The sequence below is a fragment of the Microbacterium sp. SORGH_AS_0888 genome (genome assembly GCF_030818905.1).
Classification (GTDB): Bacteria; Actinomycetota; Actinomycetes; order Actinomycetales; family Microbacteriaceae; genus Microbacterium.
This window is the reverse complement of the sequence record NZ_JAUTAZ010000001.1, coordinates 1,558,248-1,570,400: the sequence shown is the minus strand read 5'-3', so window position 1 is coordinate 1,570,400 and position 12,153 is coordinate 1,558,248. Positions and strand designations below refer to the sequence as shown.

Below are 12,153 nucleotides of genomic sequence, written 5' to 3'. Positions count from 1 at the left end.
ATGGTGCAATCGGGATGGTGCAGGGACAGCGGGGGTGCGGCGACGCCGCATGGTGCATCACGACGCGGGTGCGCCGTGCCGCGTCGCCAGCCGCTCGAGTCCGAGCGCGACGACGAAGAACAGGAGCCCGAGCAGCACGCTGCCGAGCACGAAGGCGTAGGCGAGGGATGTCGCCGAGTACGAGATCGCGGAGGTGATCGCGGTCGCGAGCCCGTTGACGGGGCCGCCGAAGTACTCCGCGATCAGGGCGGAGATCACCGCGAGGCTCGAGGCGATGCGGATGCCGGTGAACAGATACGGCACGGCGCCCGGCAGCGTCACGGTCCGCGTGGCCTGCCACCCGGTCGCGGCGTTCGCCCGCATGAGGTCGCGGTGGACCGGCTGGACCTGCCGCAGTCCGCGGAGCGTGTTGACGTACACCGGCACGAACACCGCCAGTGCCGCGATGATCACGCGTGCGGTCTGCTGGTCCGCCCCGTACATCGTGTAGAGCACGGGGGCGAGGGCGGCGATCGGGATGACCGACAGCGCCGTCACGAGCGGCTGGGTGAGCTCGTCGACGGCGTCCAGCAGGGCCGCGATCACGGCGGCCAGGATCGCGAGCACGACCCCGAGGACCAGCCCCAGCAGCGCGTTGAGGCCCGTGATCCCCGCGCTCTGCACGATCGTGGGGAAGCGCGCCACGAACTGCGACCAGATCTCGCTCGGCGCCGGCAGCACGAACGGCTTGATCCCGAGGGCGATGACGAGCACCTCCCACACGACGATCGCCGCGATCCCGAAGACGATCGGGGCGAGCGCGCGCAGCCAGACGGGCATCAGCGGTTCTCCACGCCGCGCACGCCCGTGGGGGCCTCGCCGTGCAAAGCCTCCCGGACCCGGCTCACGGCCCCGAAGAAGGCGGCATCCTCACGCAGCGCCTCGTCGTCACCGCCGTGGGTGAGACCGATCGGAAGCTGCGCGACGATCCGTCCCGGCCGCGGCGACATGACCACCACGCGGTCGGAGAGGAACACGGCCTCCGGGATGGAGTGCGTCACGAACACGACGGCGGCGCCGGTGCGCTCCCGGATGCGGGCGAGCTCGGACTGCATCCGCTCTCGGGTCATCTCGTCGAGGGCGCCGAACGGCTCGTCCATGAGCAGGAGCCCGGGGCTCTCGGCGAGAGAGCGGGCGATCGCGACGCGCTGCTGCATGCCGCCGGAGAGCTGGTCGGGGTAGCGGTCGGCGAAGTCGGAGAGCCCCACCATCTCGAGCAGCTCCCGGACCCGGTCGGCGCGTGCGGCGCGGGCGACGCCGTGCAGCTGCAGCGGCAGGGCGACGTTCTCCGAGATCGTGCGCCAGGGCAGCAGGCCGGCCTGCTGGAAGGCGATGCCGTAGGCGTGCTGCTTGCGGGCCTTCGCGGCGGTGAGGCCGAACACCTCGACCGTGCCGCCGGTCGGTCGGTCCAGGTCCGCGATCAGGCGCAGCAGCGTCGACTTGCCGCATCCGGACGGACCGATGAGGGAGACGAACTCCCCACGGGAGACCGTGAGCTCGATGCCGGTGAGGGCGGTGACGATGCCGCTGCGCGTCGAGAAGGTCTTCTCGACGCCCTGGACGCGGACGGCGGGGGATGCGGTGTCGTTCATGCGCCGACCTCCACGCGGCGGTAGCGGCCGAGCGTCAGTCCGAGGAGCGCGACGGCTCCCGCGGAGACGAGGCCGATCGCGATGGCGCCGAAGATGGGAGCCCAGGGCTTGCCGGGATCTCCCGAGGCGGCGGAGGCGTACTCGACCATCATCCGGCCGAGGCCGCCGCCCATCCCGATCGAGACCTCCGCCACGACGGTCCCCACGATCGCGTTGGCCGCTGCAAGTCGCAGGGCGGAGAGCAGATAGGGGACGGATGCGGGCAGCCGCAGCCGCAGCAGGGTCTGCCACCACCCGACGGCGTAGCTGTGCAGCAGCTCGACGTGCGCGGTCTGCGGTGAGCCGAGCCCCCGCAACGCCCCGATCGAGACGGGGAAGAACGCGAGGTAGCTCGCGATGATCGCGACGGCGAACCAGATCGGCGGCTGCTGACCCCCGACCTTGGCCTGCGCGATCAGGCCCGCCACCAGCGGGGCCAGCGCGATCAGCGGCACGGTCTGGGACACGACGATCCACGGCAGCAGGGAGGCTTCGGCCAGGCGCACGCGCTGCATGAGCAGGGCCAGCAGCATGCCGACCACCACCCCGACGACCCAGCCGAGGGCGGCGACGCCGAGGGTGACCCCCGCCGCTCCCACGACGACCTGCCACAGCGGATCGCCCCCGCGCCCGGGCAGCACGGGCTCCGCGAGGCGCGCGAACATCGTCCACACGTGCGGCATGGCCAGATCGCTCGTGCGCGGCAGCACGGTGATTCCGCCGATCACGACCCCGTCGGCGGGGCCGATCGCCTTGTACCCCTCCCAGACCACCGGCACCAGCATCACGCCTGCCGCGCCGAGGGCCCACCTGCGTCCAGCGCTCATCGCTTCGCCGTGATGTGCGAGGAGAGCGCGGGGATCACGGTCTCGCCGTACACCCGCATCGTCTCCTCCTTGTTGTCGTGCTGCAGGTAGCCCGCGAACTGCGTGACCCCGAGCTCGCGCAGCTGCTCGAGCTTCGCGATGTGGTCGGCGGCGGTGCCGAGCACGCAGAAGCGGTCGACGATCTCATCGGGCACGAAGTCCACGTGGTCGTTGCCGCTCTTGCCGTGCGTGTTGTAGTCGTACCCGGTGCGGCCGGCGATGTAGTCGGTCAGGGCCGTGGGCACCTCGCCGCTCGTGCCGTACTTGGCGACGATGTCCGCGACGTGGTTGCCGACCATGCCGCCGAACCAGCGGCACTGCGCACGCATGTGCTCCCAGTCGTCGCCGATGTACATCGGCGCGGCGACGCAGAACGAGATGGCGTCGGGATCGCGCCCGGCCTTCTCGGCGGCGTCGCGGACGGCGCCGATCATCCATGCCGCGATGTCGACATCCGCCAGCTGGAGGATGAACCCGTCGCCGACCTCGCCCGTGAGCTTGAGCGCGAGGGGGCCGTAGGCGGCGACCCACACCTCGAGCTCCGAGCCGCGGCTCCACGGGAACTGCAGCGTGGCGCCGTTGTACTCCACGGCGCGCGAGTTGCCGAGCTCGCGGATGACATGGATCGACTCGCGCAGCTCCTTCAGCGTCGTCGGCTTCCCGTTCGTCACGCGCACGGCCGAGTCGCCGCGACCGATGCCGCAGATCGTGCGGTTGCCGTACATCTCGTTGAGGGTCGCGAAGACGCTGGCCGTCACGGTCCAGTCACGAGTGGCCGGGTTCGTGACGAAGGGGCCCACCGTCAGCCGCTTGGTCGCGTTGAGGATCGCCGAGTGGATGACGTAGGGCTCCTGCCACAGCAGGTGCGAGTCGAACGTCCAGAGGTGGCTGAAGCCGTGCGCCTCGGCCAGCTGCGCGAGCTGGACGGTGCGGGATGCGGGCGGATTGGTCTGCAGGACGACGCCGAAGTCCATGGGGGTCTCCTCTCAGACCAGGTACTGGCTCAGGCCACGCGCGATGTAGCGTCCGTGACCGGCGGTTCCGACGTAGCCGGAGCGGTCGACGACGACCGTGCCGCGCGAGATCACGGTGTCGACGCGTCCGTCGATCTCGAACCCCTCCCAGGCGGAGTAGTCCATGTTCATGTGGTGGCTGCGCCCCTCCCCGATCCCGATCGAGGTGTGCCCGTTCGGGTCGTAGACGACGACGTCCCCGTCGGCCCCGGGCTGGATCACGCCCTTGCGGCCGTACATGCCGAACATGCGTGCCGGTGTCGTGCTGGTCAGCTCCACCCACCGGGGGAGCGTGATCTGGCCGGTGACGACCCCCTGGTACATGAGATCCATGCGGTGCTCGACCGAGCCGATCCCGTTCGGGATCTTCGAGAAGTCGCCGAGTCCCATGTCCTTCTGTCCCTTCATGCAGAACGGGCAGTGGTCCGTGGAGACCATCTGGATGTCGTTCGTGCGCAGGCTCTGCCACATGTGGTGCTGGTGTCCCTCCGCGCGCGAGCGCAGCGGCGTCGAGCACACCCACTTGGCGCCCTCGAAGTCGCCCCACTCCTGGCTGGAGGCCCCCAGCTGCTCCTCGAGCGACAGGTAGAGGTACTGCGGGCACGTCTCGCCGAACACGTTCATGCCGCGGTCGCGGGCCTCGGCGATCTGCTCGACGGCCTGCTTCGCGCTCACGTGCACGACGTACAGCGGTGCGCCGGTGAGGTCGGCGAGCATGATGGCGCGGTGCGTGGCCTCCTCCTCGGCCTGCCACGGGCGCGTCGTCCCGTGGAAGTAGGGCGTCGTCTCGCCGCGGGCGAGCGCCTGCTGCACGAGGACGTCGATGATCGCGCCGTTCTCGGCGTGCATCATCATCATCGCGCCGTTGTCGGCGCCCTTCTGGAACGCCTTGAGGATCTGGCCGTCGTCGGAGAGGAAGACGCCCTTGTAGGCCATGAACAGCTTGAAGCTCGTGACGCCCTCGGCGATCAGCTCGTCCATCGCGGTCAGCGAGCTCTCCTGCACGTCCGAGAGGATCTGGTGGAAGCCGTAGTCGATCGCGCAGTTGCCGGCGGCCTTCTCGTGCCATGCGTGGTACTGGTCCAGGATGTTCTGATCCGGGTACTGCACGACGAAGTCGACGATGCTCGTCGTGCCCCCGATCGCCGCCGCCCGCGTTCCGGTCTCGAACGTGTCGGAGGCCTCCGTGCCGCCGAACGGCATCTGCATGTGCGTGTGCGCGTCGATGCCGCCGGGGATCACATACTTGCCGGATGCGTCGACCACGGTGTCGACGGAGGCGGCGAGGTCGTGCCCGAGCAGGGTCGAGCCGGGCGCGAGCACGGCGACGATCTTCTCGCCGTCGATCAGGACGTCGGCGTCGCCCGTGCCGGTCGCGTTGACGACCGTGCCGCCCGTGATGAGGGTCGTTCCCATGAGGGGTCTCTCCTGTCTGTGGTTGGTCTGTCGTGCGTCGTCAGGGGGCGACGATGTCGCCGTAGGAGTCGGGGCGGCGGTCCCGGTAGAACTGCCAGTCGTCGCGCATCTCCTGGACGAGGTCGAGGTCCAGGTCCCGCACGAGGATCTCCTCGTGCTCGCCGGAGCCGATCGCGCCCACGAAGTTGCCGCGCGGGTCGATCACCTGGCTGGAGCCGTAGAAGGTCACGGCCTCGTCGCCGTACTCGTTGTCCTCGCGGCCGACGCGGTTGGGCTGCAGCACGAAGTAGCCGTTCGCGACCGCGGCGCACGGGCCCTCGATCTCCCACAGCCGGTTCGACAGGCCGGGCTTGGTGGCGTTGGGGTTGAACACCATGTGCGCGCCGTTCAGGCCGAGCTCGCGCCATCCCTCGGGGAAGTGGCGGTCGTAGCAGATGTACATGCCGATCTTGCCGACCGCGGTGTCGAACACGGGGTAGCCGAGGTTCCCGGGGCGGAAGTAGAACTTCTCCCAGAACTTCTCCACGTGGGGGATGTGGTGCTTGCGGTACGTGCCGAGGACGCGGCCGTCGGCATCGACCAGCACGGAGGAGTTGTAGTAGACGCCGGTCTGCGCCTCCTCGTAGACGGGGAGCACCATGACGGTGCCGAGCTCGTTCGCGAGCGCGGCGAAGCGCTGCACGATCGGTCCGTCGACGGGCTCCGCGTAGCGGTAGTACTTCTTGTCCTGCGTGATGCCGAAGTACGGGCCGTAGAAGAGCTCCTGGAAGCAGAGCACCTGCGCGCCCTGGGCCGCGGCCTCGCGGGCGAAGCCCTCGTGCTTGTCGAGCATGGAGGCCTTGTCGCCCGTCCACGTGGTCTGCGTGATGGCCGCACGTACCGTCGTCATCGTTGTCCTCCCAGGCTCGCTCGAGCCGACTCGGGGCTCGTTTCTGTTACTGTTCCGCTTGAACATTTCTCGGTAATTTCCGAATATGACAGAGCGGTAAATCCTCGTCAATGGGAGGGCGAACGGATGCTGCGCGCCGAGACCCTGGCCGATCGCACGCCGCAGGGCATCGCGGGCGAGATCTCGCGGCTCGTCGCCGAGGGGGTGCTCGCGCCCGGCGACCGGCTGCCCACGGTGCGCCGGGTCGCGGCGGACCTCGGCGTCTCGGCCGGAACGGTGGGGGCGGCGTGGCGCGCGCTCGCCGGGGCCGGCGTCATCGTCTCGCGCGGGCGCGCCGGCACGTTCGTCCGCGAGGAGCGTCGTGACTGGCTGAGCCGCCGCGTGCACGACCTCGCAGGGCCCGGGGCGCCGACGCGGCTCGATCTCTCGCTCGGAACGCCCGATCCGGCGCTGCTTCCTTCGCTGTCGGCCGCGTTCTCGCGAGTCACCCCGCGCGCCGACACCGGCCGCTACCACGATCAGCCCGTGCTGCCGGAGCTGGCCGAGGTGCTCCGCGAGACGTGGCCGACGAGCGGTGTCGAGGCGATCACGGTCGTCGACGGCGCGCTCGACGGCATCTCGCGCGTGCTCGAGCAGGTCGTCCGCTTCGGGGACCGGGTCGCGATCGAGTCGCCCGGCTTCCCGTACTTCTTCGACCTGCTCGACGTGCTGGGAGCCCAGGCGGTGCCGCTCGAGCTCGACCGCGAAGGCGTCGTCCCGGCCTCCCTCGGTGCGGCCCTCGCCCGCCGCCCGGTCGCCGTGCTGCTGCAGCCGCGCGCCCAGAACCCCACAGGCGCCTCGATGTCGGCCGAGCGGGCGCGCGCGCTCGTGCGCGTGCTGCGCGGCGTGCCCGGCGGTGACCGGGTCACGGTCGTCGAGGACGACCACTCCGCCCTGATCGGCTCCGCCCCCGACGTGACCCTCGGCCGATGGCTCCCGGCGCAGGTCGTCCACGTGCGCAGCTTCTCCAAGTCGCACGGACCCGACCTGCGGATCGCCGCGATGGGAGGCCCCGCGCGGCTGATCGAGCGGGTCGTCGCACGTCGCATGCTGGGGCCGGGGTGGACGTCGCGGCTGCTCCAGGCGGTGCTCGTGGACCTGCTGACCGACCCGGGAGCGGTCGCGCGGGTGCGCACGGCGCGGCTCGTCTACCGCGACCGGCTCGACCGGCTCGCCTCCGGACTCCGCCGCCGCGGCATCGACGTCGGCGACCCCGACGGCATCAACCTGTGGCTGCCCGTCGCCGACGAGCGCGCAGCCCTCGCCCACCTCGCCGCCTCGGGCATGCTCGCCGCGGCGGGGACCCCGTTCCGCATCGCGGAGGGGGGCGCGAACCTGCGCGTGACGGCGGGCGCCGCATCCGCCAACATCCCCGTCATCGCCGAGGCGCTCGCCGACGCCGCGGCGGCCGCGCCGCTGGTCCGCTGAGCCCGCGGATACATCCGCAGACGGATGCGGCGGCCCGGCTTGCCGCGTAGCGTGGAGGGGATGTTCCGCTCCCTGTCGTGGCCGCAGCGCCTGTTCGACGTGGTGATCGCGGTCGGGTTCTTCCTCGGCTTCGGCGTGATGATCGGCCGCATCGACGGGATGACGGTGGGGCAAGGACTCCTCGCCTCCCTGCTGCTGTCGGCAGCGCTCGCCGTCCGGCGGCTCTCGCCCGTGCTCGCGCTCGCCGCCGCCTGGGCCGCGGCGATCCTCCAGATGGCGATGGGGCTCACGCCGCTGCCGAGCGACGTCGCGATCCTCGGGGTGCTGTACGCGGCGGCGGCCTACGGCTCGTGGACCGTGTTCTGGCTCGGGCTCGCCTCGTCGTTCGTGGGCGCCGCGACGATCTCGTGGTACCTCGTGCTGCTCATGCCCGCCGTGCAGGGCGGGCACGCCGGCGACCCGGTGAGCGCCTTCCTCGTCCTCCTCGCGGCGCTGTTCGCGCTCCTCCTGTCGTGGACCGCGGGTGCTCTCGTGCGTGCGACGCGGCGGGCGCGCGAGAACCGGGAGGCCCAGCTGCGCGCGGAGGACGAGATGGCGGCGGAGCAGGAGCGGGTGCGCATCGCCCGCGACATGCACGACATCGTCGCGCACTCGCTCGCTGTCGTCATCGCGCAGGCCGACGGCGCTCGCTATGCCGCCGCGGCGGATCCCGCGGTCGCGGACACGGCGCTGCGGACGATCTCCTCGACCGCCCGCGCGGCGCTCGGCGACGTCCGCCTCCTCCTGACGCAGCTGCGTCACCGGCAGGGCGACGGCCCCCAGCCGAGCCTCGCCGATCTCGACGACCTGTTCGCACAGGTCCAGTCGACGGGAATCGACCTGCGCGTCGAGATCGCCCCGCCCGCTCCGGCCGACGCGCCCGCCGCGGTGCAGCTGGCGGTCTACCGGATCGTGCAGGAGGCGCTCACGAACGCGCTCCGCCACGGTGCGCCGGGCCCCGTGCACGTCCGTCTGGCCTGGCATCCCGGCGAGCTCGAGCTGGAGGTCCGCAACGCGCGCGATCCGATCGTCGCGCGGGGCGCCGGGCACGGGATCATCGGGATGTCCGAGCGCGCCGCGCTCGTCGGCGGGACGCTGGAGGCCGCGCCCGCCGGAGCCGAGGCGTTCGCGGTGACCGCCCGCATCCCGTGGCAGGTGGCGGCATGACCGACGAGGCGATCCGCGTCGTGCTGGTGGACGACCAGGCGCTGTTCCGCGCCGGGATCCGCATGATGGTCGACTCGCAGCCCGATCTGCGCGTCGTCGGTGAGGCCGGTGACGGACGCGAGGGCGTCGGGGTCGTCCGTCGTGCGCGGCCGGACGTCGTGCTCATGGACATCCGGATGCCGGTGCTCGACGGGATCGCCGCGACCACCGAGCTGCTGGGCGACCCGGACCCGCCGCGCATCATCATGCTGACGACCTTCGACCTCGACGAGGCGGCGGCGCGCGCCATCCGTCAGGGTGCGAGCGGCTTCCTCCTGAAGGATGCGGAGCCGGAGTTCCTGCTCGCTGCGATCCGCACGGTCCATGCCGGCTCCGCCGTGATCGCCGCGGCGGCGACGCAGGAGCTGTTCGCGGCCTTCCCGACCGCGGCCGCCCCGCCGCCGCCCTCCTGGGGCACCCTGACCGATCGCGAGCGCGAGATCTTCGTGCACGCCGCCCGGGGCCTGTCGAACGCGGAGATCGCGGCGGCGGAGTTCCTCTCGGAGGCCACCGTCAAGACGCACGTGAGCCGCATCCTCGCCAAGCTGTCGTTGCGGGACCGCGTGCAGCTCGTCGTCTTCGCCCACCGCCACGGCCTCGTCTAGCCCCCCGCCCCCCGCCCCCCGCCCCGCCCCCGTCCCTTGTCCGCGAGACCAGTCCGCGCCGCCGAGACCGGCGAGAAAACCACCGGTCTCGGCGCGCGGGACTGGTCTCGCGGTCGGGGGCGGGTCATACCGCGGGGGGATGCGGATGCATCCGGCGGTGGATGCGGCGCCTGCGGGCGGGTTCGTAGCGTCGAGGACATGCACATTCCATCCAGCGAACTGGGGTTCGCCGCCCGCGTCGAGCGGCTGACCAAGACCTACGGCACCGGCGAAGGCGAGGTGCGCGCGCTCGACTCCGTCAGCGTCGGCATCCGCCGTGGCGAGTTCACGGCGATCATGGGCCCTTCGGGGTCCGGGAAGTCCACGCTCATGCACATGATGGCGGGGCTCGACGCGCCGACATCCGGGCGTGTGTGGGTCGGCGACACCGAGATCGGCAGGCTCGGCGACGCGGAGCTGACGCTGCTGCGCCGCCGACGCATCGGGTTCGTCTTCCAGGCGTTCAACCTCGTGCCGACCCTCGACGTCATCGGCAACATCACGCTGCCCTTCGACCTCGACGGGCGGCGTCCGACATCGCTCGAGCGGGCGCGCATCGACGAGCTCGTCGAGACGCTCGGACTCGCAGGCCGTCTCCGTCACCGGCCGCACGAGCTGTCCGGCGGACAGCAGCAGCGTGTCGCGATCGCACGGGCCCTCGCCGGTGCGCCGGACCTCGTGTTCGCCGACGAGCCGACCGGGAACCTCGACTCGCGCACGGGCCGGGAGGTGCTCGGGCTGCTCCAGCGGGCGAGCCGGGAGAAGGGGCAGACGATCGCGATGGTGACGCACGATCCGATCGCGGCCTCGCACGCCGACCGTGTGCTCTACCTCGGCGACGGTCGGGTCGTCGCGGACTCCCGCGGACAGAGCGCCGAGCAGATCGCGGCGTACATGCTCGCGTCGGAGGTGGCGGCGTGAGCGCGCGCACGGCGGACTCCGCGAGCCGCGACCTCGCCGTCCCGACTCGCGGCCCGGGGCCCGGCCGCTCGCGTCGCGAGCGCGAGCCGGGGATGGGGGCGAGCGTGCTCGTCGCGGCGATCTCCACCGCCTTCGCCGTGCTGCTGCTCTCGGCCACCGAGCTCATCGCGGCCCTGATGCGCGCGGACTCGATCCTCGGCGAGTCCGGCACGGTGCTGGTCGTGCTCTCCATCATGACCGTGCTGCTGGTGGGCCTCGCCGTCTACGTCGCCTCGATCGTCGTCGCCAACACGTTCGCCACGATCGTCGCGGGGCGCACCCGCCGGATCGCCCTCATGCGCCTGATCGGCGCCTCGGCGCGCTCGGAGCGACGAGCGATCGCCCGTCAGGGGCTCGCCGTGGGCGCCGTCGGCGCCGTCCTCGGCCTCGTCGGCGGCACGGCCGTCGCCATGGCCGGCGTGGCCGTCCTCGAGTCGGCGCTCTCGCTCCACCCCGAGGGGATGCAGCTCGTGCGCCCCGTGCTGCTGCTGCCGGCCGCGATCGTCGTGCTGACGACCTGGGCGGCCGCGTGGGCCGGGTCGCGCCGGGTCCTGACCGTGACCCCGCTGCAGGCGCTGGGGGATGCGGGCGAGCCGCCCTTCGCCCGGGTGGCGCGCCGGACGGTGCGCAACGTCGTCGCGATCGTGCTGTTCGTGCTCGGTGCGGCGCTGCTCGGGCTCGGCGTGCTCACGGGCATGGTCACCCCCCTCGGGGTCGTGATCGCGTTCTTCGGGGGCGTGTTCTCGTTCACCGGCATCGTGCTGGGCGCGACGCTGGTCATGCCGCCGCTCCTGCGGCTGGTCGGTCGGGCCTTCGGACGCTCCGCGACGGCGCGGCTCGCCGCCGAGAACGCGCTCCGCAGCCCCGAGCGCTCGAGCCGCATGGCGATCGGGGTCGTCATGGGAGTGACGCTCGTGACGATGTTCGCTGTCGCGCTGCAGACCGTGAAGGCCGTGCTCTCGGATGCCGTCGGCGGCGAGATGCCGCCCGAGCTCGCGACGGGCATCGACACGTTCTCGGCCGTCATGATGGCTCTCATCGCGGTCTCGGCCGTCATCGCCGGCGTGGGCCTCGTGAACCTCCTCGTGCTCGGCGTCGTGCAGCGGCGCCGGGAGCTGGCGCTGCTGCGCACGCTCGGGCTCTCGAACGGGCAGGTGCGCACGATGGTGCTGCTCGAGGCGACGCACGTGACGGTCACCGCGGTCGTCACGGGGCTCGTCCTGGGGATCGGCTACGGCTGGGCCGGTGCGCAGTCGCTGCTCGGCTCGGTGCCGACGGTGAGCGGCGAGGCGCCGCTCGTCGCCCCCGCGCTGCCGGCGGCCCCCCTGATCGCGATCGTCGCAGCGACCGCGCTCCTCACCGTCGTCGCCGCGGTCGTGCCGACACGCCTCGCGACCCGGGTGACGCCCGTCGCGGCGTTGGCGAGCGCCTGAGCGCCCGCGGTCAGTCGGCGGCCGGGGCCGGGTCGTGAGCCCATGAGGGCGCGAGGGCGCGGATGCGGCCGGCCCGCCACTGCCATGTCGCCCAGAGGGCGGGCCAGAGCAGTGGCGCGGCCCGGCCGCCGATCACGAGGCGTTCGCGCCACAGGCACCGGCCGTCGGGAAGCGGCGAGACCGCCATCTGGTGGTCCCACACGTCGAGGGCAGCGAGCGGGCCCGTCAACGGCGTCCCGCTGTCGCGGAGGATCCGCACCTCGCCGTCGGCCGTGGTCACGACGCGGTCGCTGATCGAGATGAGCTGCTGGCCCACTGGCAGGAGGCCGAGCGCCGAGAGCGACACCGCCGCATCCATGCCCGGCTCCCAGCGCGTCGGCGCCGGGCCGAGCTGGTCGAGCGAGAGGAGCGGTCCGTACAGCTCGGCGAGCGCCGCGGGGGAGTGCAGGGCCCGCCACGCCGCGTCGGCATCGCACGCGATCGGGAACTTCAGCAGGATGCGCATGCCCCAGTGTCGCATTCCGACATGCGCGGCGGGGGAGGCCCCGAC

Annotated in this window: 12 protein-coding genes; 5 read left to right on the top strand and 7 right to left on the bottom strand. The window is 72.1% G+C overall.

Features of this window, described 5'->3' with window-relative positions; genetic code table 11:
* Positions 1–57: 57 nt before the first annotated feature.
* Genes QE381_RS07710 through QE381_RS07685 form a run of 6 tightly spaced genes read right to left on the bottom strand, consistent with a single transcriptional unit; the run spans position 58 to position 5,854 of the window.
* Entirely contained in the window at positions 58–819 is a 762-nt protein-coding gene (locus QE381_RS07710) for an ABC transporter permease (protein ID WP_307216967.1), read from the bottom strand.
* Positions 819–1,631: an ABC transporter ATP-binding protein gene (locus QE381_RS07705; RefSeq protein WP_307216965.1), complete on the bottom strand. Its 813-nt coding sequence runs from the start codon at positions 1,629–1,631 to the stop codon at positions 819–821. The genes QE381_RS07710 and QE381_RS07705 overlap by 1 nt, the downstream gene beginning before the upstream one ends.
* Positions 1,628–2,497, bottom strand: a complete 870-nt coding sequence (locus QE381_RS07700) for an ABC transporter permease (RefSeq protein ID WP_307216963.1) — start codon at positions 2,495–2,497, stop codon at positions 1,628–1,630. Before QE381_RS07700 ends, QE381_RS07705 begins: the two co-directional genes overlap by 4 nt.
* The gene (locus QE381_RS07695; protein WP_307216961.1) at positions 2,494–3,510 is read right to left on the bottom strand and encodes a TIGR03842 family LLM class F420-dependent oxidoreductase; all 1,017 of its coding nucleotides are present in this window, start codon (positions 3,508–3,510) and stop codon (positions 2,494–2,496) included. Before QE381_RS07695 ends, QE381_RS07700 begins: the two co-directional genes overlap by 4 nt.
* Positions 3,511–3,522: 12 nt before the next feature.
* Positions 3,523–4,965: a dihydropyrimidinase gene (gene hydA / locus QE381_RS07690; RefSeq protein ID WP_307216959.1), complete on the bottom strand. Its 1,443-nt coding sequence runs from the start codon at positions 4,963–4,965 to the stop codon at positions 3,523–3,525.
* A gap of 40 nt (positions 4,966–5,005) precedes the next feature.
* On the bottom strand, positions 5,006–5,854 hold the full coding sequence (locus QE381_RS07685; protein WP_307216957.1) for a nitrilase-related carbon-nitrogen hydrolase: 849 nt from the start codon (positions 5,852–5,854) through the stop codon (positions 5,006–5,008).
* A gap of 126 nt (positions 5,855–5,980) precedes the next feature.
* Here QE381_RS07685 and QE381_RS07680 point away from each other — a divergent pair, with 126 nt between their 5' ends.
* From QE381_RS07680 to QE381_RS07660, 5 genes are all read left to right on the top strand, one after another.
* Entirely contained in the window at positions 5,981–7,321 is a 1,341-nt protein-coding gene (locus QE381_RS07680; protein WP_307216955.1) for an aminotransferase class I/II-fold pyridoxal phosphate-dependent enzyme, read from the top strand.
* A gap of 60 nt (positions 7,322–7,381) precedes the next feature.
* Positions 7,382–8,527 carry a sensor histidine kinase gene (locus tag QE381_RS07675; protein WP_307216953.1) on the top strand — a complete coding sequence of 382 codons (1,146 nt, stop codon included), beginning with the start codon at positions 7,382–7,384 and terminating at the stop codon, positions 8,525–8,527.
* Complete coding sequence (locus QE381_RS07670; RefSeq protein WP_307216951.1) at positions 8,524–9,171, top strand: response regulator transcription factor; 648 nt, start codon at positions 8,524–8,526, stop codon at positions 9,169–9,171. Before QE381_RS07675 ends, QE381_RS07670 begins: the two co-directional genes overlap by 4 nt.
* A gap of 198 nt (positions 9,172–9,369) precedes the next feature.
* Complete coding sequence (locus QE381_RS07665) at positions 9,370–10,131, top strand: ABC transporter ATP-binding protein (protein ID WP_307216949.1); 762 nt, start codon at positions 9,370–9,372, stop codon at positions 10,129–10,131.
* Entirely contained in the window at positions 10,128–11,603 is a 1,476-nt protein-coding gene (locus QE381_RS07660; RefSeq protein ID WP_373426922.1) for an FtsX-like permease family protein, read from the top strand. Before QE381_RS07665 ends, QE381_RS07660 begins: the two co-directional genes overlap by 4 nt.
* Positions 11,604–11,613: 10 nt before the next feature.
* Here QE381_RS07660 and QE381_RS07655 read toward each other — a convergent pair whose 3' ends face one another.
* Positions 11,614–12,108 (bottom strand): hypothetical protein, encoded by a 495-nt coding sequence (locus QE381_RS07655; protein ID WP_307216947.1) that lies wholly within the window; start codon positions 12,106–12,108, stop codon positions 11,614–11,616.
* Positions 12,109–12,153: the final 45 nt, after the last annotated feature.